General features: G+C 41.3%; 25 protein-coding genes. 19 read left to right on the top strand and 6 right to left on the bottom strand.

Annotation, left to right across the window (positions count from 1 at the left end; genetic code table 11):
- Nucleotides 1–18: 18 nt before the first annotated feature.
- From IRQ78_RS03415 to IRQ78_RS03445, 7 genes are all read left to right on the top strand, one after another.
- Entirely contained in the window at nucleotides 19–966 is a 948-nt protein-coding gene (locus IRQ78_RS03415) for an aminoglycoside phosphotransferase family protein (RefSeq protein WP_194441346.1), read from the top strand.
- Nucleotides 967–968: 2 nt separating this feature from the next.
- The gene (locus IRQ78_RS03420) at nucleotides 969–1,940 is read left to right on the top strand and encodes a Gfo/Idh/MocA family protein (RefSeq protein ID WP_194441347.1); all 972 of its coding nucleotides are present in this window, start codon (nucleotides 969–971) and stop codon (nucleotides 1,938–1,940) included.
- A gap of 143 nt (nucleotides 1,941–2,083) precedes the next feature.
- Complete coding sequence (upp, locus tag IRQ78_RS03425) at nucleotides 2,084–2,713, top strand: uracil phosphoribosyltransferase (RefSeq protein WP_054554568.1); 630 nt, start codon at nucleotides 2,084–2,086, stop codon at nucleotides 2,711–2,713.
- Between the two features lie 9 nt (nucleotides 2,714–2,722).
- Nucleotides 2,723–3,961 (top strand): uracil-xanthine permease family protein, encoded by a 1,239-nt coding sequence (locus IRQ78_RS03430; protein ID WP_138599427.1) that lies wholly within the window; start codon nucleotides 2,723–2,725, stop codon nucleotides 3,959–3,961.
- Between the two features lie 138 nt (nucleotides 3,962–4,099).
- A complete protein-coding gene (locus tag IRQ78_RS03435; RefSeq protein WP_194441348.1) occupies nucleotides 4,100–5,842 on the top strand; it encodes an HAD-IIB family hydrolase in 1,743 nt (580 codons plus the stop codon).
- Nucleotides 5,835–7,055: a glycosyltransferase family protein gene (locus tag IRQ78_RS03440; RefSeq protein ID WP_194441349.1), complete on the top strand. Its 1,221-nt coding sequence runs from the start codon at nucleotides 5,835–5,837 to the stop codon at nucleotides 7,053–7,055. Before IRQ78_RS03435 ends, IRQ78_RS03440 begins: the two co-directional genes overlap by 8 nt.
- 12 nt (nucleotides 7,056–7,067) lie before the next feature.
- A complete protein-coding gene (locus IRQ78_RS03445; RefSeq protein ID WP_194441350.1) occupies nucleotides 7,068–8,837 on the top strand; it encodes a sugar phosphorylase in 1,770 nt (589 codons plus the stop codon).
- Between the two features lie 12 nt (nucleotides 8,838–8,849).
- Here the strand turns inward: IRQ78_RS03445 and IRQ78_RS03450 are convergent, their stop codons facing one another.
- Complete coding sequence (locus IRQ78_RS03450; RefSeq protein WP_194441351.1) at nucleotides 8,850–9,893, bottom strand: ABC transporter substrate-binding protein; 1,044 nt, start codon at nucleotides 9,891–9,893, stop codon at nucleotides 8,850–8,852.
- A 170-nt stretch (nucleotides 9,894–10,063) separates the two neighbouring features.
- Nucleotides 10,064–12,994, bottom strand: coding sequence for a TonB-dependent receptor domain-containing protein (locus IRQ78_RS03455; protein WP_194441352.1), 2,931 nt, complete (start codon nucleotides 12,992–12,994; stop codon nucleotides 10,064–10,066).
- A 300-nt stretch (nucleotides 12,995–13,294) separates the two neighbouring features.
- Between IRQ78_RS03455 and IRQ78_RS03460 the strand changes: the two genes are divergently transcribed.
- Nucleotides 13,295–13,681 (top strand): cytochrome b562, encoded by a 387-nt coding sequence (locus tag IRQ78_RS03460; RefSeq protein WP_054554562.1) that lies wholly within the window; start codon nucleotides 13,295–13,297, stop codon nucleotides 13,679–13,681.
- Between the two features lie 51 nt (nucleotides 13,682–13,732).
- On the opposite strand, the gene ykgO is transcribed toward IRQ78_RS03460, so the two are convergent.
- Both ykgO and IRQ78_RS03470 read right to left on the bottom strand, forming a co-directional pair.
- Nucleotides 13,733–13,870: a type B 50S ribosomal protein L36 gene (ykgO, locus tag IRQ78_RS03465; protein WP_054554561.1), complete on the bottom strand. Its 138-nt coding sequence runs from the start codon at nucleotides 13,868–13,870 to the stop codon at nucleotides 13,733–13,735.
- 18 nt (nucleotides 13,871–13,888) lie between these two features.
- The gene (locus IRQ78_RS03470) at nucleotides 13,889–14,140 is read right to left on the bottom strand and encodes a type B 50S ribosomal protein L31 (RefSeq protein ID WP_054554560.1); all 252 of its coding nucleotides are present in this window, start codon (nucleotides 14,138–14,140) and stop codon (nucleotides 13,889–13,891) included.
- A 249-nt stretch (nucleotides 14,141–14,389) separates the two neighbouring features.
- On the opposite strand from IRQ78_RS03470, the gene IRQ78_RS03475 reads away from it, so the two are divergent.
- Nucleotides 14,390–14,617 carry a hypothetical protein gene (locus IRQ78_RS03475; RefSeq protein WP_220095044.1) on the top strand — a complete coding sequence of 76 codons (228 nt, stop codon included), beginning with the start codon at nucleotides 14,390–14,392 and terminating at the stop codon, nucleotides 14,615–14,617.
- Between the two features lie 69 nt (nucleotides 14,618–14,686).
- Here the strand turns inward: IRQ78_RS03475 and IRQ78_RS03480 are convergent, their stop codons facing one another.
- Entirely contained in the window at nucleotides 14,687–18,463 is a 3,777-nt protein-coding gene (locus IRQ78_RS03480; RefSeq protein WP_194441353.1) for a S8 family serine peptidase, read from the bottom strand.
- A 236-nt stretch (nucleotides 18,464–18,699) separates the two neighbouring features.
- Nucleotides 18,700–19,353, bottom strand: coding sequence for a DUF6058 family natural product biosynthesis protein (locus IRQ78_RS03485; RefSeq protein ID WP_194441354.1), 654 nt, complete (start codon nucleotides 19,351–19,353; stop codon nucleotides 18,700–18,702).
- Nucleotides 19,354–19,514: 161 nt separating this feature from the next.
- Between IRQ78_RS03485 and dapA the strand changes: the two genes are divergently transcribed.
- The 10 genes from dapA (at nucleotide 19,515) to IRQ78_RS03535 (ending at nucleotide 26,511) form a co-directional block, all read left to right on the top strand.
- Nucleotides 19,515–20,429: a 4-hydroxy-tetrahydrodipicolinate synthase gene (gene dapA, locus IRQ78_RS03490; protein WP_194441418.1), complete on the top strand. Its 915-nt coding sequence runs from the start codon at nucleotides 19,515–19,517 to the stop codon at nucleotides 20,427–20,429.
- A 105-nt stretch (nucleotides 20,430–20,534) separates the two neighbouring features.
- Nucleotides 20,535–21,245 (top strand): beta-ketoacyl synthase chain length factor, encoded by a 711-nt coding sequence (locus tag IRQ78_RS03495; protein ID WP_194441355.1) that lies wholly within the window; start codon nucleotides 20,535–20,537, stop codon nucleotides 21,243–21,245.
- On the top strand, nucleotides 21,235–22,020 hold the full coding sequence (locus IRQ78_RS03500; protein ID WP_194441356.1) for a lysophospholipid acyltransferase family protein: 786 nt from the start codon (nucleotides 21,235–21,237) through the stop codon (nucleotides 22,018–22,020). The genes IRQ78_RS03495 and IRQ78_RS03500 overlap by 11 nt, the downstream gene beginning before the upstream one ends.
- The gene (locus IRQ78_RS03505) at nucleotides 22,017–22,274 is read left to right on the top strand and encodes a phosphopantetheine-binding protein (RefSeq protein WP_054554555.1); all 258 of its coding nucleotides are present in this window, start codon (nucleotides 22,017–22,019) and stop codon (nucleotides 22,272–22,274) included. The genes IRQ78_RS03500 and IRQ78_RS03505 overlap by 4 nt, the downstream gene beginning before the upstream one ends.
- 25 nt (nucleotides 22,275–22,299) lie before the next feature.
- Nucleotides 22,300–22,545, top strand: a complete 246-nt coding sequence (locus IRQ78_RS03510) for an acyl carrier protein (protein ID WP_054554554.1) — start codon at nucleotides 22,300–22,302, stop codon at nucleotides 22,543–22,545.
- A gap of 119 nt (nucleotides 22,546–22,664) precedes the next feature.
- Nucleotides 22,665–23,120 (top strand): COG4648 family protein, encoded by a 456-nt coding sequence (locus IRQ78_RS03515; protein WP_228482515.1) that lies wholly within the window; start codon nucleotides 22,665–22,667, stop codon nucleotides 23,118–23,120.
- The gene (locus IRQ78_RS03520; protein ID WP_194441358.1) at nucleotides 23,107–24,465 is read left to right on the top strand and encodes an AMP-binding protein; all 1,359 of its coding nucleotides are present in this window, start codon (nucleotides 23,107–23,109) and stop codon (nucleotides 24,463–24,465) included. Before IRQ78_RS03515 ends, IRQ78_RS03520 begins: the two co-directional genes overlap by 14 nt.
- Nucleotides 24,449–24,802: an ApeI family dehydratase gene (locus IRQ78_RS03525; RefSeq protein WP_119853021.1), complete on the top strand. Its 354-nt coding sequence runs from the start codon at nucleotides 24,449–24,451 to the stop codon at nucleotides 24,800–24,802. The genes IRQ78_RS03520 and IRQ78_RS03525 overlap by 17 nt, the downstream gene beginning before the upstream one ends.
- A 3-nt stretch (nucleotides 24,803–24,805) precedes the next feature.
- Nucleotides 24,806–25,543, top strand: a complete 738-nt coding sequence (locus IRQ78_RS03530; protein WP_194441359.1) for a glycosyltransferase family 2 protein — start codon at nucleotides 24,806–24,808, stop codon at nucleotides 25,541–25,543.
- The gene (locus tag IRQ78_RS03535) at nucleotides 25,543–26,511 is read left to right on the top strand and encodes an LpxL/LpxP family acyltransferase (protein ID WP_187490020.1); all 969 of its coding nucleotides are present in this window, start codon (nucleotides 25,543–25,545) and stop codon (nucleotides 26,509–26,511) included. The genes IRQ78_RS03530 and IRQ78_RS03535 overlap by 1 nt, the downstream gene beginning before the upstream one ends.

The raw sequence follows: 26,511 nt of genomic DNA on the forward strand, positions 1-26,511 counted from the left end.
TATAAATTACAGAGCGTTATGGATCTTAGGCAATTTGTTACTTCTCACTTTTCAAACATTACAGAGCTACAGCAAGCGGCATCAGTATGGAGTGAATGCGGTGAGATTATTCGTTGCCAAATAGATGGTGCGGCTAGGGTAATTAAAGCGATTGAAGTGCCAAGTCAGATCAATCATAGTCGTATAAAACAAAGTGATTTTGCGCTTGCCAGAAAGCGGCAATCTTACTTAGTCGAATTTAATTGGTATCGGCATTACGCTAAGCAATTGCCACATGAAGCTGCGGCTATTCATTGTATTGAGGCAATCCAAGAGGGCAGTAAGCAAGCGCTGTTATTTAGTGATTTCAGTGCACTTGGCTACCAGCAAGCAAGTGCTACACACCGCGACATTGAAGCAATTATAAACTGGCTTGCACACTTTCATGCTTTTCATTTAGCAAGCTCTGCCGATGGCCTTTGGCCGCGAGGTAGTTATTGGCATTTAGCAACACGGCCCGATGAGCTAAAGCGTATGAGCGATTTAAGCTTAAAAGCGCAGGCACACGCTATTGATACTGCGTTGAATGAGTCACCTTACCAAACATTAATTCATGGTGATGCTAAGCTTGCCAATTTTGCTATTGTGCCACAAAACCAGCATGTTCTTGGCTATGATTTTCAATATGTTGGCAAAGGTGTTGGGGTGATTGATGTCATGTATTTTTTAGGCAGTTGCTTAGATGATACTGCATTAAAATCAGTTGCAGATGACTATTTAAATCGCTATTTTGACACCCTCACACAGGCACTAAAACGTTATCAGCCGAGTGTCAATCCAGCGCATGTCGTTAGCAGTTGGCGAGCGCTTTGGTGTTACGCATGGAGCGATTTTTATCGTTTTTTAGCCGGTTGGAGCCCAGAACATGCAAAAATAAACGGCTACATGCAGCAGCAATTTGTAACGTACTTAAAAATAAAGGATTAGCAATGAATAAGCCAATGCGATTTGCCATTATCGGCTGTGGTGCTGTAACCGAAGTGAAAAGCGGCCCTGCTTATCAACACGCAGAAGGTATTGCGCTTATTGGGATAACACGCCGCGACTTAGAAAAAGCCCATGATTATGCTAAACGCCACAATGTTGCAAAGGTGTTCGCATCGCCGAGCGAACTCATTAACGATAACAGTGTTGATGCCGTGTATATTGCCACGCCGCCAGATAGCCATAAAGCGTTTGCTCTTGATGTTGCTGCGGCAGGTAAACCGTGTTGTATCGAAAAGCCACTGGCGCCAAGTTATCAAGATAGCCTTGACATTGTTACAGCATTTAAAGAGGCTAAACAGCCGCTATTTGTCGCTTATTATCGCCGTTCATTACCACGCTTTAATCACGTTAAACAATTACTTGAGCAAGGTGCCATTGGTAAGCCTCGTCATGTAAGTTGGCATTTAAGTAAAGCACCTAACGCCCTTGATTTATCGGGTGAATACAACTGGCGCACAGATCAAAACGTGGCTCGAGGAGGTTACTTTGACGATTTAGCCAGCCATGGTCTTGATTTACTTGCTTACCTTTTAGGTGATTTTAATAAGGTGCATGGTTTATGTGCTAATCAACAAGGCTTATATTCAGCATTCGATGCTATTACCGCGCACTGGCAGCATCAATCGGGTGTTACAGGCACTGGGAGCTGGAACTTTGCTTCATCTAATCGTTTTGATGATGTGATGATTTTTGGCAGTGAAGGCGAGCTTAGCTTTAGTGTTTTTGACGAAAAACCGATTTTGCTTAACAACGCACAGGGCAAACAAGAGTTCGTAATTGATAACCCCGCGCATATTCAACAATATCATGTTGAAAACATGGCGAACTATTTTCATGCTCAGCAACCACACCCATCAAGCGGTGAAAGCGCACTTCATACAAGTTGGGTTATGGAGAAAATACTATCGGGTTGAAGAAGTTATACAGGTATGTTTGCTTTTTATTGAATAAAATTAAGTCATTTAAAAGAATTAATGCAAATGTTGTGCATTTTTTGCAGTAGAGCTCATTAATTTACGCTAAAATAGGCGTAATTTATTTCATTTAGGTTCTACTTATGTCTATCCATGTAATTACTCATCCGTTAGTTCAACACAAACTTGGCCTTATGCGCGCAGAAGGTATTAGTACTAAAAGTTTCCGTGAGCTAGCGTCTGAAGTAGGTACCTTGCTTACTTACGAAGCAACAAAAAACCTACCATTAGAAAGCGTACAAATCACTGGATGGGATGGTTCAACATTAGATGTAGAGCATATCAAAGGTAAAAAAATTACTGTTGTGCCTATTCTTCGTGCCGGCCTTGGTATGATGGATGGTGTAATGCAGTTATTACCTGCGGCAAAAGTAAGTGTTGTTGGTCTTCAGCGTAACGAAGAAACACTTGAGCCAGTACCTTACTTTGAAAAACTAGTGGGTAAAATTGATGAGCGCTTAAGCCTCGTTATTGACCCAATGCTGGCAACTGGTGGTTCAATGATCGCAACTATCGATATGCTTAAAAAAGCTGGCTGTAAAGATATTAAAGTGATTGTATTAGTAGCAGCGCCAGAAGGCGTAGAAAAAACCCTTGCAGCGCACCCTGATGTTGAAATTTTCACAGCATCATTAGATAGCCACTTAAACGAAAAAGGATACATCATTCCAGGCTTAGGAGATGCCGGTGACAAGATTTTTGGCACAGTGTAAGGCGCTCACGTGGAAAATCATCAAACATTTTCGTTAAAAACCATTCTAACTGGCGCGCAAATGCTGTTTGTTGCATTTGGCGCCTTGGTACTTGTGCCGCTACTGACAGGCCTTGATCCTAATGTGGCTTTATTTACCGCAGGTTTAGGAACCTTGTTGTTTCATGTGGTTACCAAAGGCCAAGTTCCTATCTTTTTAGCATCGTCTTTTGCTTTCATCGCACCTATTATCGCCTCGGTACAAATGTGGGGCATTCCCGCAACTATGGGCGGTTTGATGGTGGCAGGCTTTTGTTATGTTGCGCTTAGCTTGATTGTAAAATTTAAAGGCGTGAATGCACTGCACAAGGTGTTACCGCCTGTGGTTGTTGGCCCTGTGATCATGGTGATTGGTTTAGCATTAGCCCCCGTCGCTGTGAATATGGCAATGGGTAAAACAGGGGATGGCAGTGCACAATTAGTTCCTTATGATCAAGCAATTTGGGTGTCTGGTTTATCATTACTGGTTACGCTGATTTTTGCGGTATGGGGCAAAGGTGTATTTAAACTTATTCCTATTCTTGCTGGTGTGGTAGCAGGTTACCTTGCTTCGTTATTTATAGGTATTGTTGAATTTAATGCGGTCACTGAAGCAAACTGGCTAGCAGTGCCTGCATTTACTTACCCTGAGTTTAAGTGGCAAGCTATTTTGTTTATGGTGCCAGTAGCCATTGCACCAGCAATTGAACATATTGGCGACATGATGGCTATTAGCCAAGTAACAGGTAAAGACTATTTAAAGAAACCAGGTTTACACCGCACTTTACTAGGTGATGGCTTAGCAACCTCTGCGGCATCAATTTTTGGTGGTCCACCTAATACAACGTACTCTGAAGTAACGGGGGCGGTAATGCTTACGCGTAACTTCAACCCTCGCGTGATGCTTTGGACCGCTATCATCGCTATTGTGCTCGCGTTTGTGGCAAAAATGGGCGCGGGTTTACAAACTATTCCGGTTCCTGTGATGGGTGGCATCATGATTTTACTATTTGGCTCTATCGCCGTTGTTGGTTTAAATACCTTAGTAAAATCAGGTGAAGACCTTACCGCGCCTCGCAACTTGACTATCATCGCACTGATTTTAGTGTTTGGTATTGGTGGCATGCATATCGGTGGTGATGAGTTTAGTTTACAAGGTGTGAGCTTATGCGCAATTTTGGGGATTATCTTAAATGCAGTTCTCCCCAAAGCAGTGCAACAAGCTGATTAGAACTTAAAAACTGCTTGAATATTGCACCAAAAAAGCGCATTAAATATGCGCTTTTTTTGTAACCATCTAAAAAATAAGGAATTATAAAACTGGTCTACTAACTGCATTTATCTCTATGTCATACTGGTAGGAGCGATTATGCAAGAGGCAAATGTTGTGGATATTACCCCGTTTTTAGCGAAGCATCAGTTACCACTCAAGTATCAATACTTAAGTGAGCAGTTTTTTATACCCCTCGCGCACGATATCTTAAGCGCAAAAATGACCGGCCAACCTATGCTGGTGGCGATTAACGGCTGCCAAGGCTCAGGTAAAACGACCCTCGCTGACTTCTTAGTGACCTGGGTTAATAGCAATACCGAATTTAATAGCGTGTCATTATCAATCGATGACTTTTATTTAAGTCGTGCTGCGCGCAATGAGCTTGCTAAAGATGTTCATCCTTTGTTTGCGAGTCGTGGTGTACCGGGTACGCATGATACGCAATTAATGGAACAAACCTTATCAGCTTTGTTGGCTGGTAAAGTAGATGTGCCATTACCTCAATTTGATAAGCTAACTGATGATCCGGTGCCAAAAGAGCTGTGGCCTAGTAACCAAAAGCCGATTGATATCGTGTTTTTTGAAGGCTGGTGTGTAGCCAGTACTCCACAACAGCCTTATCAACTGCAAACTCCGGTAAATGAATTAGAGCAACTAGAAGATGCCGACGGCATTTGGCGTCGCTGCGTAAATAGTTGCTTAGCGAATGAATATCAAAATGTATTCGCAATGGCCGATTACACCATTATGTTAAAAGCGCCTTCATTTGAAGATGTGTATACGTGGCGCTTAGAGCAAGAGCATAAACTAATTGCCAAAAAAGGCCAGGGGCAGGGCACGTTTGACGAAGTGAGTTTAAAGCGTTTTATCTCTCATTTTGAACGTATTACGCGGGAAAACTTAGCCACGCTTGCGCACAGCGTTGATGCGTTACTATTGCTTGATACTGAGCGTGATATCACCAAGATGGAGCTACTCGCGGATCAAATTTCTCAACCACTTATTTTTACTGACTTAGATGGAACATTGCTCGATCACGATAGTTACGAATGTGAGGTGATCAAACCATTTTTGGCAAAGTTAAATGATACCGGTGTCAATGTGATTTTTAACACCAGTAAAACCTTTGCTGAAGTCACTGATATTCAAAAAGGTTTGGATCATCACCAGCCCTTTATTGTGGAAAATGGTGCGGCTGTTTATATCCCGAAAGACTATTTCAAAGTAAAGCCGATTGGCTGTGATGACTATAAAGGTTATTGGCGCTTTGCCATGACGCAAAGTACCGATAAATTGCACGACGATCTTAAACAATATGCGAGTCAATTTAGTCATTGTGTACGCTTATTTAGCCAATTTAGTGCACAAGAAATAGCTGAATTGACAGGGCTCCCCGTTGATAAGAGTGAACTAGCTTTACAAAGACAGTACTCAGATCCGGTTTGTTTTTCGGGCAGTGATGAAGAAAAGCAGGGCTTGATAGATGCAATGAGCCAAGCAGGCTACGAAGTGCTTGTTGGCGGCCGTTTTATCCATTTAACCAAAGGTAACAATAAAGGACTTGCACAAAAGTGGCTGTTAAATCAGTTCAAAAAAGCCTATCGCAATCCATTTACTGTGATAGCGCTTGGCGACAGTCAAAACGATGTAGCCATGCTAAAAGCGGCCGACACCGCTATTTTAATCAATAACCCTGGCAGCCAAGTACAATCACAAATATTACAAAAAGCATGGCAGCTCAGCGAAAAGCCCGCCCCTGCAGGTTGGGTTCAAGAAGTTTCTGCGTTAACTATCATCAAAGCGCGTTTTGCAGCAAAACAGGAGCAATCTCATGGCTGATTTTTATCAAAATGGCATTATCACGACCTTACACAATATTGCTGACCGCCCAGTAGAAGAGCTAGAAAAAGAGTTGTTGGGCTTTTCAAAACAACGCCCAATGGGCCTGATTTTGCCTTCGCTTTACAGTGAGTTAGAAGGACCCGCTCTGCAAAATATTATTACTGAGCTGAAACATGTGCCTTATTTATCGCAAATTACCATTGGTCTAGATCGCGCTGATGAAAGCCAATATCGCCATGCACTGCAGTTTTTTGCGGAGCTTGATCAGCCTCATAAGGTACTTTGGAATGATGGCCCGCGTTTACAAGCGCTCGATAAAGAACTACAAAAATTGGGCGTTGCGCCACGAGAGCTAGGTAAAGGTCGCAATGTTTGGTATTGCATGGGCTATAAGTTGGCAACCTCAAAAGTAGAGTCAATTGCACTGCATGACTGCGATATTTTGACTTACGACAGAGCGTTATTAGCACGTTTAATTTACCCCGTTGCTCACCCTCGTTTTAACTATGAATTTTGTAAAGGGTTTTATCCGCGCACCGCTGAGGGCAAAATTAATGGCCGTGTGTCACGTTTGCTGGTAACGCCGTTATTGCGTTCGTTTAAAACAATTTTAGGTAGCAACGATTATTTAGAATATATGGATTCGTTTCGTTACCCATTAGCAGGTGAGTTTTCATTCCGCCGTGATGTACTCAACGATATTCGTATTCCAAGTGACTGGGGCTTAGAAATTGGCGTGTTATCAGAGATGTATCGTAACTACTCGCATAACCGTTTGTGTCAGGTCGATATTGCTGATAACTATGATCATAAACACCAAGATTTATCGTTAGAAAACCAAGCGGCGGGCTTGTCGAAAATGTCGATTGATATCACCAAAGCTTTATTCAGAAAGCTCGCTACCCAAGGCGTTACCTTTACGACAGAAACGATTCGTTCATTAAAGGCAACCTATTACCGAATTGCACTCGATTTTATTGAAACCTATCACAACGATGCGTTAATGAATGGCTTAACACTTGATATTCACCACGAAGAAAAAGCCGTTGAAATGTTTGCACAAAATATTATGAATGCGGGTCAGCACTTTTTAGAAAATCCAATGGAAGCACCCTTTGTGCCGAGTTGGAACCGAGTAGCTTCGGCAATGCCGGAGATGTTTGCTCGCTTAGAAGAAGCCGTAGAGCTTGATAACAAAGAATATATTTAACGGGGAAGGCACGTGACTTTAGAGCTTTTGCAACAAAGGGTTATTCAGCATTTAACCTGCATCTACAGCGAGGTTGAGCTATCAACAACGCTTGAACAACTCGCAGATAGATTAATCGATACCATGTTAGGTGATGATCCTGTTCGAGACCCAACGCCGCATAAAAACCGTTGGGATGAGCAAGATATGATTTTAATTGCTTACGGTGATTCGATTATTCGTCATGCTAATACGGATGAAGCCGTTGCTAAGCCTGAAGAGCCACCTTTGCATACATTACATCGCTTTGTAAAAAACCAATGCTTACCTGAACTTAATGCACTGCATATCTTGCCATTTTACCCATATAGCTCAGATGAAGGCTTCGCGGTAATGAACTATGTGCAAGTGAATGAAGCGTTAGGTAGTTGGCAACATATCCGCGATATTTCAGCGGATGTTAGGTTGATGGCAGATTTGGTGATCAACCATTGCTCTAGCCGCAGCGTTTGGTTTGAAAACTTTATTCAGGGCAAAGTGCCGGGAAAAGGGTATTTTAAAACGGCAAGCCCAAGTGATGACCTTGTGCAAGTTGTTCGCCCGCGAACATCGCCCCTTTTACAAGCGGTTGAAACAAAAGATGGTTTGCAGCATGTGTGGTGTACCTTTAGTCACGACCAAGTTGACTTTGATTTTGCTAACCCAGATGTGCTCAATGAATTTGTCAGCATTATTCGTCATTATTTAGATAACGGTGTGCGTATTTTCCGCCTTGATGCGGTGGCTTTTTTATGGAAAAAACTCAATACCCGCTGCATTAACTTACCTGAAACTCACGAAGTGATTAGGCTGCTTCGCACCCTTATTGAGCACTTTGAGCCTAATGTGATTATTATTACAGAAACTAATATCCCGAACCGCGAAAACCTATCGTACTTTGGTAATGCCAACGAAGCGCACTGTATTTACAACTTTTCATTACCACCGCTGTTATTACATACCTTACTCAGTGGCGACAGTACCGCATTAAAGCACTGGATGATGAGTATGCCACCTCCTCAAGAAGGGACGGCATACTTTAACTTTATAGCTTCACACGATGGTATTGGCTTGCGCCCCGTTGAAGGCTTGTTGGAGCAAAGTGAAATTGCCGAAATGGTAAATACGACTGCGAAATATGGCGGTAAAGTCTCATTACGTACCGCCCCAGATGGCACCAATACCCCTTATGAGTTAAATATTGCCTTATTTGATGCATTGCAAGGTACCCATAAAGGCCCAGATAAATGGGGGGTTGCACGATTTTTATGTGCGCATGCCATTATGTTTGCGCTTGAAGGTATTCCTGGTTTGTATATTCATAGCTTACTCGGTACTACTAATGATTATGATCGCTTTGAAAACAGCCAACATAACCGAGCGATTAATCGTCACCGCTGGCAAGAGTCAGATTTACTAGCAAAGTTAAGTAACGAAAATGCCCATCATCGTACTGTGTTTAAAGCGATGAAAAACCTAATGGCTATTCGTAAGGCGCAAAGTGCATTTCACCCTAATGCGACGCAATATACGTTACATTTAAGCGAAGGGCTCTTTGGTTTTTGGCGACAAAGCATCAATCGTTCGCAAAGTATGTTTTGTGTTTATAACATTAGTGACGAGCAACAAACGCTTACGCTTGCTGACTTAAATTTGATTGGTACCGAACAATGGCGAGATTTAATTAGCGGTGAGCAAATTACCGAGCAAACACAAACAATTTCGCTAACCCCATATCAAGCTGTATGGCTCAGTAATAAGTAATGTAAACGCCCTTTACAGTGCGCTTTTGGTTGCTTCTAACAGAAGTGATTCAACACTGAAGGGAAGGGGATTTTCATTTGATTTACTGAAAACGCGAAAGTTAATTGCTAAGTTATCACTGTGAATTTGTTCAACAAGCTTGAGTGTTTGTTCGTTATGTTGGCTGAAAATAGCCACTTCATGATGCATAGGTGCGGTTTCGTGTTTATTCAATAAATCATAAATATTTACCAAAGCAAACGCCCCCAACGTAACATGGCCGCCGATAGTGACGTCTATCTTCTCTGCTACGGCTCTGAGCGGCCAATTTATTGCGCCAACTAATACATCTTTGCGTTTGTTTAACTCATCAAGCGCAGTAATTGCTCCTAATGCCATAGCATCGTTGGCAGCCCAGACAATATTCATGTTTGATTGATGGCTAAAGTAGCCAAGACTATGGCGATACGCTTGTGTTGCTGACCAGTTGGCAACCGTTTTTGCGGTGATATTAGCATTCTCATGCGTTTGAACACTTTGATTTAAACCTTCTTCTCTATCAAGTGCTGCATGGGTGGTGTAATCGCCATTTATAGCGAGAAAATTGGCCGCGTACTGAGCTTTTTCAATCAGTTTATCTGCGAGTAATTGCCCTGCTTGTTTGTTGTCGGGTTCCACACTACCTGCGATTTTAATGCCATGATCAATCAAACGTTTTAGTTCTAATTCTGATGGGCGGTTAAGTAGAAAATAAATAGGTGTAGAGGTGCTATTTAAGCTTAAAAGTTGTTGGGTGAGCACGCTTTTTTCGTCAACTAAAATCAGCATATCAGGCTTTGCTTTAATCGCCTTAGCTACTAATGACTTCATTTCAATATGATTTCGATTGGCATAATGAATCGTTAAATCGAGATCAAAGTCTTTGGCAGCATCACGCATCAACTGAGACACTTCAAACCAAAATGGGCCTGTGACATTCGTATTTTCATAGCCAGGGTTTATAAAAATAATACTTTGTTTGGCAAAAACACTTGGTAAGCAAAATAGCAAGATTATGAAAAATACTGTTCTTAGCATGATATGATTAGGTTAAAAGGTTGATATGGTGAAGTATAGCGCGAATCGTTTGCTTTGAAGTAAATGATTGGAGTAGGCTTTGAGGGCTCATACAAAAAAGGGCTGCACGAATGTACAGCCCCAAGAGAATCAAATTTGTATATTGTTACTTTTTAAAATTAAATCGTTATTTAAAATTCGTAAGTAACATTTGCGAATACGCGGCGTCCTATAGTGTCGTATTGAGAATACAATGCGGCATTACCTACTTGGAACTCTGTGCTTGATAAGCGAGGAGGCTCTTTATCAAATAAGTTTGCAACACCTATCGTTGCACTCCAACCATCTGAGAAGTTAGTAGAACCTGAAAGCGTGTGGTACGTTGTCCATCTAGTTTCACCAATGAAACGAACTTCTTCTCCACGGTATGATGTTAGATTTGAATCATTGTTATATTCATAATCGTTTGTAGAGTCAAAATAATTTGCAGTCCATGTCAGGCTGTAATCATCCCAACTATAAGTCAATGATGCGTTACCAACATGCTTAGGTTCACCCATCTCGCCAACTTCATTGTTCAGCTCACTATTTTCGAATAACTGATAAGTACGCTCAATTTGCATTGTGTGTTCTAAACGGAATCGAATTGAGCCAAAGTCAAACATATCTTGGTATGTGAAGTTATAATCAACACCGCGTGCATTTTGACTCGCAACATTTACATATCCACTATAGATTTCATCAATCCCATAATCATTGTTAGTTCCATCTCGGCGAGTGAAAAGGTCACACAGAGGCTCATTTGTAAAATCTTTAGATTCATAACATTGAGACGTGATATTACTGCCACTTAGGCTAGTTACCTCATCATCAATCGAGATGTTGTAATAATCTATTGAAAGAGCATAAGTGTCTTCTGGGCTTCTCCAAACAAAGCCAATAGTTTCTGTGACTGCAGTTTCCGCTTTTAGTCGTCCTTCACCACCACTAGTATAAATAATCGCAGAGCTACCGCCTAAAGCATAATGAGCTGGAATACCATCTGCTTGACAGTTATTAGCAACTGTTTGAGTAATATTGCCTGCGGCAAACTCTTCAGACCAATTTAAACAAGGATCGACTGCTAACTGGCCACCAAAACCAGATTGGTTCGCTAAATATAGTTCATATAATGCTGGCGAACGGAAAGAACTGCCTCGGTTTGCTCGAATATTAAAGCCTTCAGCTACTTCCCAATTTAGTCCTAATTTATATGTCGTATCGTTCCCATAAGTATTTACGTCTGTCCAACGAAATGATGCTGATAAATCAAGTGAGTTCATTAAGAATAGCTCTTTTACAACAGGTATTTTAACTTCACCGTATACTGCTCTAGTGACTTGTGAACCTGCAGTGATGCCTGCACCTGTAAGACCCCAAGAGTTGCCCTCTAATGTATGTTTTCCAGGTGTGTCTTTGATTTCATCCTTTTGTATTGAAAGACCAAATGCAGATCCAACTGTTCCTGCAGGTAGCTCAAATAAGTCACCAGTAATGTAAGCATCTAAAGTTTGTTGCTTATAAATAGTATTACCGATATCTTCACCAAAGATAAAATTTCTAACCTCTTGAGAAGGGTTTCCTGCTAAGAAGCTCGGATCTGTCCAAGGGATATCCACACAGGTTCTTTTTGAAATCTCAGTTACTTCACCATTACATTGAACATCATTCGCTAAATTTAGCTGTGACATTACAAGCGAATCTCTTAAAAAGATTTGTTGCTGATATTCACCATCATTGTAACTATTTTGGTAAGATACATCCCACAACCAATCCCCTAGGCTACCTTCTAGACCAACTACAGCACGCGTGTAATCAACAGTTGTCTCAGAACCGTAGTGATCAGATAAAGCAACAGGCATTAAAAATGCGTCTCCAGAGAAACCATCAAATAGGTCTGCAGCTTGAGGGCCTATATCACCAATCCAAAACTGTCTATAACTACTCATTATAGTCGTTCGTGAGCTATGGATTAATTCGCCGTATAATTTCATATCATCAGTAATTGCATAATCACCTTGGGCAAATACAGACCACACTTCCGTTTCTGGACGCATACTTTCATTATCTAAAAATGGATGTTGTAGATTCCACCAGCCATCACTTTCTTTGTCATAAGAAACAGGATACCAACCATCTGGCGTAGTTAAATCACCGGGCTGAGAAGCTGTAGTATTATAATTATCAAAGCCATTCGCACCAAAAAAACCATCATAATCATATGCTAAGTTTGGTCCACTACCCACAATGTTTGATGCACCCGCACCATATACCCAAAGGCCATACCCAGTTTCATTACAGTTAGCTTTACCCGTTCTAGGATCAATTGGATCAGCTTGAGTGCCATCCTCATTATATAAAAGTCGCTCGGTACAATTTAGAAAGTCTCTATCACCGCGTTTAAGCTCTTTTGAAATTTTATAATCGGCTGTTACACGAAAAGAACCTTTGTTGAATTCTTCACCATAGCTAACATTGAAGCGTTGTTCTTCACCACCCGATTCAAATGGTTGGCTAATATCAATATTTACAGATTTATCGTCACCTTTCTTAGTAATGATATTGATAACACCTGCAATCGCATCTGAACCGTATAATGAAGATGCACCATCTTTAAGGATTTCTACACGTTCAATTGTAGATAGTGGAATAGTATTAAGATCAAAAGCAGAAACTTGCCCACGAGTACCCGCAGGGCCAGCTCTACGACCATTTAGAAGAATTAAGGTCCGTGATGCCCCTAAGCCTCGTAATGATGCAGTTTCAGTGCCTTTACCACCTGCAGTAACATAACCTACACTCATTGCTGAGGTGATTTGATTTGAACCTGCAGCGGCAGTACTTGTTCTAAGTAAATCAGCTAGCGTTTTAATACCTTCATTTTTAGCATCTTCTACCGTAATTATATCTATAGGGGTTTCACTTGCGAAACTGTCCGTTCGAATACGAGAACCGATCACTTGTACTTTTTCGATAGCTTCAGCACCTTCTTTTTCTGCGGAAAGTGAATACCCAGAAACAGAAAGTATTGAAGAATAAAGTGCGAATTTTATACTTGCAGTTAATAAACTATTATTTCTCATTAATAACACCTGTTGTTTTTATTTTACCTAAAGGTTTTTTGTTAAATGTTTGTTTACACACAATTAACTAATGGAATCTAACATTGGCGATCTTTGATTCAAATTAAATCAATGTAGCAATTTGTACGTAGCTTCTTTTTGAAATGTGGTTATTAACGGTTGCTTTCTTGTTTCACTACCATCTGAAAAGATGTTGCTTAAAAATCCTTATTTTATTTTTACGTTAGCTAATCAATACAAGGTGGATGGGCTTTATTTTTGGGTTTAAAATACATCAATATCTTTTTGAATTGGGATTTTATGAAAGCCATTATTATTAGTATTTTAATCGTTTTTTCGAGTGTGAGTGTAGCCTCTGATATTGATCTTGAGGCCAATATGAAAAATATGGGGCTTGCTTATAAAAACTCCGTACGGGCTACTGATTTAGCTACCTTTAATGCCGCTATTGATGAGTTTATTGTGTTGTTAGAGACAGCTAAAACAGCTGATTTTAAACAGCATAAAACAGCGTCTCTAGAAGGGCTTGATAAAGTCATAAATCAAGCAAAGCAAGCGAAGCAACTTGCAACGACTCGTGGCCTTGAAGCTGCAAAAGCGCCGCTTAAATCTATTGATGAGTTACGTAAAAAATACCATGAGCTACATGAGCCGCCAGGCTTTTGGGAGTTGTTATTTGGCAACTAAGCTATTGAGTTAGATTTACTTTAATTAAAAAAAGGTGCCGAGGCACCTTTTTTAACGCTTTTTCTTTTTACCTTGAACTGCTTTAAAACGCGGGTTGTCTTTATTAATAACATAGACACGACCTTTACGTTTTACGATTTGGCAGCCCGGGCGGTTCTTAGCGCTTTTTAATGAACTTAATACTTTCATGTTCTTTCCTTAAAGCAACTATTTGCTCGCCAAGTTTTTGAAACGACGATTAAACGCTGCAACACGGCCATCGCTCGCAACGGCTTTTTGTTTACCGGTATAGAACGGGTGCGAATCGCTTGATACGTCAATTGGTACATAAGGATAAGTTTTGCCTTTAAGTTCGATCGTACGTGTAGTTTTGATTGTCGAACCAATAATAAAGTAGCTGTCTGCCGCTGTATCATGAAAAGCGACTTGCTGGTAATCAGGATGGATATTTGGCTTCATAATGCACCTATCTGTTATGTGATAATGTAGCGATTATAGGGTGGTTGATTATTTAGATCAAGATAAAAATGATTCTTATTTATATCGCGTTGTCTTAAATTTGTACAAGCTGAACAATCAATAAGCAGTTAGATTTAAAAAGCTGGATATTGTCGATAAGGCTGTTATAACTAGGAATGCGTGCTTATTTTTAAGAGGGATATGGAAGTGAATGATAAAACTAGCCGTGAAGAACTAGATCAAAATGTAATGAACACGCTTCGTGATAAAGACCATTCTGTTTTAGCTAATCATGTAGACACCTTGTCGTGTACTCACAACGATATTATTGAATTATTGGCCCAGTATTTAGCGTTAAGTGAACAAGATGATGATGAGCGTTTCGATACCTGGTTTGATAATCTAAGTAAAGAGCAACACACTGTTGTGAAGACTTTTGAAGTGTACCGAGGTCAGTACGAGCATTTAGATTCTTAATACTTGATCATGTTGTTTTTACATGAAAAAAGCCACCCGAAGGCGGCTTTGCTGATTAGCGCTAACTAATTAATCTAACATGTAAGCTCGCATGGTAATTTGCTCTGCTTGGCTTGAACCATAATCAGAAACAATCGTACGAATATGGACAAAGTCACCGACGTTTCCAGTATTAGGGATCGTAGCTACCCATTCACCGTCAATGTGTTCAACTTGTGCATCTAACCAGTTTTCGCTTGAGAACTTCGTTGATACAGGGCAATAGACATAAGCAGGCACGTTAGCAATCGTACATTCTTGGCCGTATGCATATTGGAACTGTACATCTGCCAGCGCCACTTCACCTACACCGTCTAGTAAACCCGTTAACTTAACTTGAGCGGCTTCACCTGCTTTCATGCTGTTGTTAATATCAACCGGTAAATCAACCATAGGCACTAAAATTGGCTGAACACCTTGTTGCTGCTCGTCAGCGGTAAATGTATAGAAACCTTGGTAAAGAGAACCTAGCTTATCATTTATTGGAGAGCGCTCACCAACACCACGGGCATAAGAACGCATTTCTAAGGTAATTTGATGAGAGCCCGGCTCAAGTGTTAACGTACCTTGATACGGAGATGCTGGCTCACCATTTACTTTTAAACCAAAGGCTGAGCTACCCATAAAGCCAAAAATACCATCATGGTTTGCGGCATCGCCAAACGGAGCAAGGTTAAAGTAAAGAACATTGGTATCGCGGCTAATAATCGCCGAGCCACTGCTGCCTAAGCTACCAGCACGTGGACCTTTAAACCAAGTGGTACTTTGCTCAGCACCTTCAGTCATTGCACGTGGACCATCAAAATAAGCGCCTGCGCTTTGAATTTGGTAGTTTGGCATAACGACATTCGTCCATGCATTTTTTGCACTTGCTGTGAAATATTCATCACGTTGATGAGGTAACATAATTAACTGCGAGCTACCTGTCGAGTAGAACTCACCGGTACTGTTGGTCATTGCCATAACATCAGTCCATGCCGGGCGCTCATCATTTTGCGAGTGATAAGACGCACTTATTTTATGCATTTTATGTTCAGCAATATTGATTTGCCCAGATTGAATTCGGCCATCAACAATATGGTTTATTGAATAAGCATAAGGTGAGCGTTCAGCCGCAATACCAGACCAGCTAACGATATTGTTGCCAGCCTCTATTTCTGCCATTAAGGCTTCACCTTGTTCGGTACTAATACCAATCACGGGTACTTTTGGTGTGCCTGTGATCGCGCCTTTATATCGGCCACCACGATCAGGGCGATAAAAAATCACGCCAATGGCGCCATGTTTCATCGCGTTACCAACCATGTACGACGTGAGGTAATTAGGGTTAGCAATAAGCGCAATTTTTCCATCTAACTCAAATTGACTCCAATCAGTGCTGTAGCCTGCATCACCTACAGGTACGACTTCTGCAGAGCCTTCACCATGAAAAGACAGTGCTAAACCTTGTTTGATGTAATCAAGTTCAACCCCGTTTTGCATAGTGACGGTTGTTTCTGGAGCTACCGCGCGGGTGGTGATAAATGAACGAAAACGGTCGTCATGACCTTGTGACCATGCATACATATCATTTACGTAATCAGGTGCCATTTCGATAGCAGCAAGCTTCGCAACTTCTTGATCGTCAATCGCGTAAGTAAAGCCAAACGAATAACCTTGTGGATCAAGAGGCTGGTCAGCTTTAAAGGTAACAGGCTGAGCGTTACGTGCATCAAAGTTAATCTCTGTTTTGCCATCAATCTTACGATTTAATACAGCCATTTGTGCCGCTGAATCAACTAAACCAGAGCTGGTTTGCGGGTTATCGTAAGTCATAATGTTAGCAATCAACGTATAGTAACCAGCAGGTACATCGATATTGGCTTTACCGCCAGTGAGCCTAACAAGACTGCCCCAATCATCTTCTTCATTAATTAAGTAAAGCTTAGATGGAGAGCCTGCTTGATTACCCCAGCGATCAGTCAGGTTTACCGTTAAATTAACGTGAGGCTGGTCAATCCAAAATGACACTGGTACAGTCACTTGCTGATCTGTATTGCCAACGGTTGTGCCTGTGATACGACCTGTAATTGCACCATAAGCACTGTTATTAAGTGCCACACTTGGGTCAATCCACATAGGAACTTGAGCAACACCTTTGGCTGGGATTGTCACAGATTTAATATCTAATTCTGCTAGAGTTGCTGGCAATTGTGTTTTGCCATCTTCGCCAATTAAGTCTAATTTCAATTTTAATTTAATATTTTCATCAGAGGTGTTTGTTAACGTGATCTGTGTTTCGGTAAATGCACTATTGGCATTATCAAAGTAGCCAAGTTCACGGTTTGCAGGGGCTACAATAGCTTGATCAATGGCACGGTCGATATTCATGGCACCGGCACCTTGCTCAAGTACGTGAGAATCACCACTAAATACAGATGATGTAAGCACGTCTTTAATTTCTTTTGGTGTAAGGTCTTGGCGAGCTTCCATAACAATTGCAGCACCACCGGCAACATGAGGGGCTGCCATCGAAGTACCTGAATACACACGGTAAGCCGTATCACCTAAGCCACCAGAAGCCGCAGCAACAATAGATACACCTTGCGAAGCAATATCTGGTTTTGCTGAGTGGCCATCTGGCGATGGACCGCGTGAAGAGAACGACGCCGTATTGCCATCACGGTCAATTGCACCTACGGTTAGTGCACTTGGTGCACAGCCTGGTGAGCCAATCGTTTCACGGGTAAAGCTATTGCCTGCAGAGATAACAAATAAGGCCTTATCGCTCAGCGCTTCAACCATCTCAACCAATGGGCCACTACAGGTTGTTGCTGTGCCACCCAACGACATATTTACAATGTCAGCGTGCTCTGAAAGCACCGCCCATTGCATGCCATTTAAAATACCGTAAGTTGATCCTCCTCCTGTATTGCCAAGTACTTTACCGATTATTAAATCGGCAGCAGGCGCCACACCGACCCATTTACCTTCTGACTCATGGCCATTGCCTGCAACGGTTGAGGCTGTATGAGTACCATGACCATTTAAATCATCTACACCGTTGCTTGAGTAAGTAAAGTCTCGTGATGCTATTACTCGCCCCTGTAAATCAGGGTGCTCAATGTCGTATCCTGAATCGAGTACGGCAACTTTAATACCTGCGCCATTATAGTTAATCGCTGACTCACCATATGCGCCGGTAAGCGGGACTGTTGGATTCAGTGTTTCTGACTGGGTAACATTGTGAGCATGAACGACAGCATCAAGCCAAAGACCTTCAACGTCAGCTTGTGCAATCAAGGTTTGCCAAGTTTGCGCTGCTTTGTCTTTGCTGATTGCAAATGCAGCGCTGTCGATTAGCTCAATTTCACCGGTTAATGACATACCAGCAAGCGTTGCTGGGACTGCCGGTCCTGCAAGGGTACCGTCGCGGTATTCAACAATGACGGGGAGCGCGTCTGTTGATGCATCATCGTAACCCGATTCATATAACTTATTAATGTTAAATAACTCTAAATCAATCGCATTTGAATCAACTAAGGCTTGAGCATGGTTTGGAACAACATAGGTGTTGTTACCACGTTTAAAGATACTGGTGAATGTATCTGAACCATCTGCATTCACTAATCGAATGCCGCCTAGCTTGCCGTCTTTATTGACAACAGCCGATACTTTGTCCCCAGTGATCAAAGTGAATGTAAGGGCATCCGCTTTACTTTGTTGTGTAACAAATGATTCTTCTGCGGTTGCTGGCTGGGCAATCGATAAGCCGAGCATGGCTAAGTAGGTCGCCTTTAAGCGACCAAGCCTTGGAAAAGGTTTCATTTTTTCATCCTGTATTTTGATGTAATTAGTTTGGAAGAAAGAAGTTATTGCTAGGTGTCAAAATAACAAATATGACAAGAGCAATAACTCGACCAGACCAATCTATCGATCAAGCAGATGAAAACCTACAAAACAAAAGTAGCAAATTGTATTAACCTATTTACAACAAAATAAACATAGTTGTAACTTTGTTCGGCCATTCAGTTTCGCTTCATTTTAAGCGCAAAAATGAGAGGTTATTTTACCGATAGATCGTACTTTGCCACTACGTCATCAATATAACGATGGCGTAAGGTATTTTTACCTTCGTTGCCCGTACCATGGCTTAACGCGCGATTTATTAGTTTTAGTGCCTTATGCAAGCTTTGACGTTCATCCATGTTTAAACCTGTTTTAGTGCGCATTTCAGTAATATCATCAATCAATAGCTTGGCCACATCTAGCTGAACGGCTTCTTCAACTAAGCCATTTTGTGTGAGCACACCGTATTTACTGCATAAAAACTGTTGCCAAACTTGCTGTAAGTGCTCGTCAATTTCACTGCCAAATAATTCTTCATTGATAGCAAAGCCTTGCTCGGCAAGCTTACTAAGTTGATTCGAATATTGCTGAGCAAAATAATTAAACGCTTGGCAGGATGAGGTTATGTCATGTTTGATAATTAATTGCCCCCAACTAGCGGCGCCACGAGGGTAATAGTCTTGATATTCTTCGCATTGATAAATGCCAGAATACGAACTGCATTCTAATTGACTCTGCAAACAGTAACTCGGTTTTGGAAATAAACTACTTTGTTGCCATGCCGATAGCGTTTCCTCATCAATTGAGAGGGTATAGCACAGCTCTTCGGTAGTATAAAAGTAGGTTGCCAAAAATTTAGAAAGTTGCATTATCAAATACTCACAATAAATACTGTTAATTTATACAGTATTTGATTTTGGCTTAACTTTGATTTTTTCTCAAGTATTTTTATTTATTGCAGCTCATTACTCGGAAAATGCCTGTGTTTATGATACAACTAGCGCAAATTTTCCAAACATTAAAAAAAGTTATGCGCAACCTAGAAACAATTAAACAAGCAAGTTTGATCACCGCTATAAAAACACCGTATTTAACTAATGGTGACATTGATCTTGCATGTTATGACGACCTTGTTGAGCAGCAAATTGCAGCTGGTGTTGAAGGCATCATCGTCGGCGGTACCACAGGTGAAGGCCAATTAATGAATTGGGAAGAACACTTGATGTTAATTGCACACAGTGTTAGCAAATTCTCTGATCGTTTATTAATTGTTGGTAATACAGGGAGCAACAACACGCGTGAAGCGATTAAAGCAACCCAGTATGGTTTTGCCACCGGTATGGATGCCGCACTGCAAATTAACCCTTATTACGGGCGCACGTCACTGGCGGGTGTGAAAGAGCACTTTAACCGTTTACTTGATATTGGTCCTGCGTTTATCTACAACGTAGCAGGTCGTACAGGCCAAGATTTAACACCAGATATCATTGAGCCACTCGCTAAGCACGAAAACTTTATCGGTGTAAAAGAGTGCGGTGGCAATGAGCGTATTGCTCATTATGAACAGCAAGGTATTGCTTGTTGGTCTGGTAATGACGATGAAGCACATGATGCACGGCACATTCATAATGCTCACGGTGTTATTTCGGTTACATCTAACATTATTCCAGGCTTATTCCGTCAGTTAATGGATGAGCAAAATGATGCACTTAATGCAAAACTGCAGCCACTTATGGGCTGGCTATTCTGCGAACCTAACCCAATCGCGATTAATACGGCGCTGATGATGACAGGCGCGGTAAATCCTGTGTTCCGTCTTCCTTATGTGCCACTAACAAGTGCTCAGCAAGAAATCGGTTTAGGTTACATTAACGAACTTGATGTTGCTGATATAGTAGGCGAAAAAGCTCAACTTTTAGACGAAAAAGACGTTATTTTACGATAAAGATGAATGGGTGCTTAATTTCACTACAATTAAGCACCATTATTTTACTTTTTTATGCCTTATGGGTAAAATTAGCAATCGTTTGGCGCTAAAAGAATAATATTTGTGAAATTTGTTGTTAATAATTTGTGTGTATGGGTTGCGCCCGAGCAACAAATTGCAGAATTAAGCCATCTTGATCACCCTGACCTTGATTTAAGCTGGGTTGCACCAATGCAGCGCCGCCGTCTAAGCCCGTTTATGAAAATGGCACTTCATACTATGCATCAAGCGCAAGGTGAGCATCAGCAGTTAGCCGTTAATTTTTCATCTCGTCATGGCGACTTACCTAAAACAGCGCAACTATTGCATTCACTTGTTGAACAAGAACCGCTTTCTCCGACCGCATTTGGTTTGAGTGTACATAATGCTGCAACAGGCTTGTTCTCGATTATTGCAAAAAACAAAGCCCCGATGAATGCCATAGCAGGTGGTCAAGACAGCATTATTTCAGCCATGATTGATGGTTTTGCACGTGTCCAGAGTGGTGTTGAGCAGCAAATTTTGGTTGCCCATGCCGAAAGTGTATTACCTGATGAATACTTACCATTTAGCGATGAGCAACAAATTGCTCATAGTGTGTCGTTCATATTATCCAAAGTTCAGGTAGACAAACCGTATTTTGAATTAACACAACTTCCTGAATCTGAACACTCTCAAAGTGACTCGTGTTTACCCTTGAGTCTACAGTTAGCAGCTGCTTTAGCAAGCAAAGGATCACAATCGCTGCTGACACATCAACAATCAGCTTGGATGCTACAGTACCATGGTGGCTAATTTATATAAAAAGCTGAACAAAATTTGGCGTGTATTAGCAACTGGTTTTTGCTTTGCTGTTTTTGGGTTTGGCGGTATTTTACTTACCTTGTTGATTTTACCTATTCAACGATTTTTGGAGCCTTGTGAATTTAAACGTAAGCAGAAAGCCCGTTTAACTGTTCACTATAGTTTTAAATTCTTTGTTGCTTTAATGCATTACACCGGTGCTATCCATTTTTCTGTGCAAGATAAACAGAAATTTCATGATCTTAAGGGGCAGCTAGTGCTTGCCAATCACCCCTCATTAATTGATGTTGTAGTGCTGATATCTGTGATTAAAAATGCTGACTGCGTGGTCAAAGCACACCTATTTAAAAATCCATTTATGCGCGGTGTAATTAAAGGCACAGGTTATATTAGTAATGAAGACCCGCAAGAGTTACTGAATGATTGTGAAGCATCACTCGCTGCTGGAAATAACCTGATTATCTTTCCTGAAGGCACCCGCACAACCCCTGGTGAACAGTTAAAATTTAAGCGTGGTGCGGCAAATATTGCTGCGCGTTGTAAAGCCCCAATTACTTCAGTGCTGATTAGTATGAAACCCAGTACTTTGACCAAAGGCACACCATGGTATTGCGTTGCCGCAACAAAAGCGCATTTTGAGATGCGCTTTGCCACTGATCCATTTACGTTTAACGACACATTTAATAATGAACAACCCGCCATGCAAGCACGACAATTAACCCGTGATTTGCAACATTACTTTTCAGAGGAACTCAGGCACCTATGACTGAACTAAAGAACAAAATAAAACAATTAATCATTAGCAGCTTAGATCTTGAAGATATTACCGTGGATGATATTGAAAATGACCAACCTTTGTTTGTTGATGGTTTAGGCCTAGATAGCATCGATGCGTTAGAGCTTGGCTTAGCCATTAAAAAAGAGTTTAACGTTAAAATTGACGCAAACTCAGAACAAACAAAAGCCCATTTTGCATCAGTAGATGCACTGGCAGAATTTATTAACCAACACCAATCATAATACAGACTTAGAAGTAGGAATAAGCATGAAAACCGCTGCTGACATTTACAACGTTTTACAGGGCATTTTAGTAGATGAATTTGAGATTGATGCTGATGATATCAGCCTAGATGCGCACCTGTATCAAGACCTAGATCTTGATAGCATTGATGCTGTTGATTTAGTTGTAAAACTACGCGAAATCACTGGCAAGAAAATTGAGCCAGATGCATTTAAACAAGTGCGTACTGTGCAAGATGTTGTAAATGAAGTAGAAAAACTCGTTTCATAAACATTACTATGCTCAAAGCGATAACCACAACACTGGTTTTAGTGTGCTTATCTTTATACCCATTTATTGTGTATTTTGGATTACAGCATATCTCAATAAGGCAAGTGAGCTTGGTACTGATGGTATTGTTAGGTTTAAGGCTTTTGCTGAGCAAAAAGCTGCTCACATCTATGCCATGGATAAAGCCCGCCTCTATTTGGGCTATTATCGCTTTAGCTACAACGCAGTTTTTTAACAATGATCTGGGCTTAAAACTGTACCCGGTCATTATAAATACAGTAATGGCCATAACCTTTGCTTATTCACTGAAAAGTGGCCCAACAGTCATTGAGAGTTTTGCTCGAATTAAAGAGCCTGAGCTTGATGAGAAAGGGGTTAATTACACGCGCCAAGTTACTAAAGTATGGTGCGCGTTTTTTATTATTAATGGCAGTATTGCGTTATACACTAGCCTATTTACATCGTTACAGACATGGACACTGTACAACGGACTAGTAGCCTATATTCTGATAGCTCTCTTGGGTCTTGTGGAATGGCTTGTTAGACAAAAGGTTAAAAATAATGGTATCGAGTAACCTGAAATTTCACCCAGATGCTGCATTTGTTATTGCAGGGCAGCCAATAACACACACACAGTTTTTTGCTGATATTGCGGCTTATCAAAGTAAGCTTACGGCGCTTAAAGCTGGCAGTCATGTGGTGTTATTCCACCCCGATACCTACCAATTTGCAGTTCGCTTATTTGCCTTAGCCTGTAGTGGTCATAATGTTATTCTTCCGCCTAATGGTCAGCACGAAACCTTAAGTTTATTGCTTGCTCAGTCTGCTTTTTTTGCAGGCGATGCGACCAATATCGATGATGATGTGCTATTTACCAACCTTGAACTCAGTCTGGGTCACACGCCTTTGCAAACTAACCGTTTACAATGGCCAACAAACACAGCGGTTATATTTTATACGTCAGGCTCATCAGGACAATCTAAACCGATAGTAAAACCGTGGCGGGTATTAAATCGAGAGCTTGCAGTACTTTCAATGTCATTTGACTTACCCAGCCAGTTTACGTTTTTAGCAACCGTTTCGCATCAACATATTTACGGCTTATTATTTCGTTTACTTTGGCCGTTGGCGAAAGGCCATATAATTGATAGTGAACAAATTCAGTACCCTGAGCATATTGCGCAAAGGCTAAAAAATATTCGTTATGCAGCGCTCGTTTCAAGCCCTGCGCAACTTGGTCGCTTATGTGCTGATAATGTGTTAATTCCTGAGCGTGACAAAATTAAGTGGTTATTCTCCTCTGGCGGACCGCTCAATAATGAGCATGCCGAAACTTTATTTAACCAGTTAGCTCGCCCAGCTACCCAAGTATTTGGTAGTACCGAAACTGGCGGTATTGCTTATCGACAAGTTACACAAGCCGCGGTTGATGTACCATGGCAGCCGTTTAATGGTAATTTTTTATCGCTGAATCATGAAGGACGCTTGATGCTAGATTCTGCGATTTTAGAGCAATCGAATTTTCCTTTAGATGATAGAGCACTCGTTCATAAAAATGGTCAATTTAAACTGTTGGGCCGTATAGACAGAACGATAAAAATTGAAGAAAAACGTTTAAATCTAGATGAGCTTGAGAGTTATCTGCAAAGCCATGACTGGGTAAAAGAAGTTAAAGTGGTGGTTATTCCAGCTAAGCGCGTGCAAATTGGTGCGGTGGTTGTGCTCAGTGATGAAGCTAATAAAGAGCTTGAACAGCAGGGGAAATTGGCAATTAACCGCACATTACAAGCGCACCTCTCAAACCGCTTTGAACGTATTTGCTTACCGCGTAAATGGCGCTACATCGATGCACTTCCTTTTAACAGTCAAGCTAAATTAAGTTTAAAAACATTGGAGCAGTATTTTGCCAAGTCTGAATAACGTGACCCCAGAGGTGGCCGTTTTATCACAAACAGAAACTAGCGTGAGTTTAGCGTTAACCATTGCGGCTGATTTAGATTATTTTCGCGGCCACTTTCCAGATGCACCAATTTTAGCAGGCGTAGTACAGCTGGATTGGGCAGTAAAATATGCTCAGCAATATTTGGGTTTTGGCAAACTAGTACAAGATTTAGAAGTGTTAAAGTTTCAGGTAGTAACAACCCCCGATATGACGGTAAACCTAACTCTTGAGCGTAATGCAAAAGGCAAGTGCCTGTTTAGCTATCACTCGGACAAAGGCCAGCATGCGTCTGGTCGAATTGTATTTTGTGATTAAGCCATGAACCAGTTTTGTATTGTTATTCCTAATTACAATCACACCCATGCTATCGCTGCAGTACTCGATGAGCTAAAAGCGTTAAAGCTGCCGATAATCATGGTTGATGATGGCAGTGACGCTGATGCCAAGCAAGTATTTGCAGAGCTTGACGCACAGTACGATTTTTTGACCTTGATAAGCCATGCTCAAAATCAAGGTAAGGGTGGGGCAGTTCAAACTGGGTTGATGGCTGCCTATCAGCAAGGGTTTAGCCATGCCATTCAGGTTGATGCTGACGGCCAGCATTCGTTAGCAGATATTAGTAAGTTGATTGAACTCAGTAATGCATCACCTAACAAGGTGATCAGTGGTTGTCCTATTTATGATAGCTCCGTGCCAAAGCACCGTTATTTGAGTCGTTACATCACCCATTTTTGGGTTTGGGTAGAAACACTCAGCTTTGATATTGTTGATTCAATGTGTGGTTTTCGGGTTTACCCATTAGCAGCCGTTGAGCAATTAATGGCTAAGCAAGCGCTTGGCAAGCGCATGGACTTTGATATTGAAATTTTAGTCAGGCTTTATTGGCAAGGTGTTAAAGTCACGTTTTTGCCAACCCAGGTTATTTACCCTGAAAATGGCGTATCTCATTTTCGAGCTTTACACGATAACGTGGGAATTTCGTGGCTGCATACGCGTTTATTCTTTGGTATGTTGCTACGCTCTCCCAAGCTACTTTGGCGTAAGGTGGCTGGCTAATGGCTGTAAAGCACTGGTCAAAAATGCAAGAACGTGGCAATCGCTTTGGCATGCAAATATTGCTCGTGTGCTATCGCGTATTTGGTCGTAAAGGCTTGTGGTTGGTGTTGTTTCCGGTGGTGTTTTATTTGTTTTTAACAGGCAAAACTGCCCGTCAAGCGTCACATGCATTCTTAACCCAAGCGCGTAAAGTGAATGGCAATAACAAAGCGGTTACTTGGCGCGATAGCTTCCGTCATTTTCGCTGCTTTGCTGACAGCGCCTTTGACAAAATAGATGCATGGCTTGGACGAATTCAGCAACATAATATTCTTTACACCAACGAAGCGCTGTTTAAACAACTCGATGAGCAACAGCAAGGGGCTATTTTTATTGGCTCACACCTTGGCAATTTAGAGGTGTGTAGAGCACTTAGCCAACACCGAAACAGTAAAACGATCAATGTATTGGTGTTTACGCATCATGCTGTTGAATTTAATAAATTACTGAAAAGTATCAATCCGGATGTTGCAGTAAACCTCATTCAAGTAACCGATCTTGGCCCAGATATGGCAATTATGCTCAAAGAAAAAGTCGAGCAGGGTGAAATTGTGGTGATTGTCGGTGATAGAACCAGCACCACCACCGCAGGAAGAGTTATTGAAGCGGACTTTTTAGGTAAGCCAGCCCCTTTTTCACAAGGGCCATTTATTTTAGCTGCGCTGTTAGATTGCCCGGTGTTTCATCTGTTTTGTTTAAAAGATAAAAAGCAAAATGGCGAGACATGTTACCGCGTGATTTTTGAAAAATACGCCGACAAGCTCGTTTTACCTCGTAAAACGAGGCAACAAACATTACAACAAATTGTTAGCGATTATGCGCAAAGGCTCAGTTTTTATGCTGCGGCCTATCCGTATCAATGGTTTAATTTTTATGATTTTTGGCAAAATGACGAGCAAGTGTCTCGTAGTCAAAACAAGGAGAACTAA

The organism is Pseudoalteromonas simplex, assembly GCF_015278155.1.
Classification (GTDB): Bacteria; Pseudomonadota; Gammaproteobacteria; order Enterobacterales; family Alteromonadaceae; genus Pseudoalteromonas; species Pseudoalteromonas simplex.

Coding starts and splice junctions, on each gene's coding strand:
- IRQ78_RS03500 (WP_194441356.1), top strand. CDS start 21,235: ATGGTGGCTAATTTATATAAAAAGCTGAACAAAATTTGGCGTGTATTA.
- IRQ78_RS03440 (WP_194441349.1), top strand. CDS start 5,835: ATGGCTGATTTTTATCAAAATGGCATTATCACGACCTTACACAATATT.
- IRQ78_RS03485 (WP_194441354.1), bottom strand. CDS start 19,353: ATGCAACTTTCTAAATTTTTGGCAACCTACTTTTATACTACCGAAGAG.
- IRQ78_RS03420 (WP_194441347.1), top strand. CDS start 969: ATGAATAAGCCAATGCGATTTGCCATTATCGGCTGTGGTGCTGTAACC.
- IRQ78_RS03450 (WP_194441351.1), bottom strand. CDS start 9,893: ATGCTAAGAACAGTATTTTTCATAATCTTGCTATTTTGCTTACCAAGT.
- IRQ78_RS03505 (WP_054554555.1), top strand. CDS start 22,017: ATGACTGAACTAAAGAACAAAATAAAACAATTAATCATTAGCAGCTTA.
- ykgO (WP_054554561.1), bottom strand. CDS start 13,870: ATGAAAGTATTAAGTTCATTAAAAAGCGCTAAGAACCGCCCGGGCTGC.
- IRQ78_RS03530 (WP_194441359.1), top strand. CDS start 24,806: ATGAACCAGTTTTGTATTGTTATTCCTAATTACAATCACACCCATGCT.
- IRQ78_RS03535 (WP_187490020.1), top strand. CDS start 25,543: ATGGCTGTAAAGCACTGGTCAAAAATGCAAGAACGTGGCAATCGCTTT.
- upp (WP_054554568.1), top strand. CDS start 2,084: ATGTCTATCCATGTAATTACTCATCCGTTAGTTCAACACAAACTTGGC.
- IRQ78_RS03470 (WP_054554560.1), bottom strand. CDS start 14,140: ATGAAGCCAAATATCCATCCTGATTACCAGCAAGTCGCTTTTCATGAT.
- IRQ78_RS03480 (WP_194441353.1), bottom strand. CDS start 18,463: ATGAAACCTTTTCCAAGGCTTGGTCGCTTAAAGGCGACCTACTTAGCC.
- IRQ78_RS03455 (WP_194441352.1), bottom strand. CDS start 12,994: ATGAGAAATAATAGTTTATTAACTGCAAGTATAAAATTCGCACTTTAT.
- IRQ78_RS03520 (WP_194441358.1), top strand. CDS start 23,107: ATGGTATCGAGTAACCTGAAATTTCACCCAGATGCTGCATTTGTTATT.
- IRQ78_RS03435 (WP_194441348.1), top strand. CDS start 4,100: ATGCAAGAGGCAAATGTTGTGGATATTACCCCGTTTTTAGCGAAGCAT.
- dapA (WP_194441418.1), top strand. CDS start 19,515: ATGCGCAACCTAGAAACAATTAAACAAGCAAGTTTGATCACCGCTATA.
- IRQ78_RS03475 (WP_220095044.1), top strand. CDS start 14,390: ATGAACACGCTTCGTGATAAAGACCATTCTGTTTTAGCTAATCATGTA.
- IRQ78_RS03515 (WP_228482515.1), top strand. CDS start 22,665: ATGGTATTGTTAGGTTTAAGGCTTTTGCTGAGCAAAAAGCTGCTCACA.
- IRQ78_RS03460 (WP_054554562.1), top strand. CDS start 13,295: ATGAAAGCCATTATTATTAGTATTTTAATCGTTTTTTCGAGTGTGAGT.
- IRQ78_RS03415 (WP_194441346.1), top strand. CDS start 19: ATGGATCTTAGGCAATTTGTTACTTCTCACTTTTCAAACATTACAGAG.
- IRQ78_RS03510 (WP_054554554.1), top strand. CDS start 22,300: ATGAAAACCGCTGCTGACATTTACAACGTTTTACAGGGCATTTTAGTA.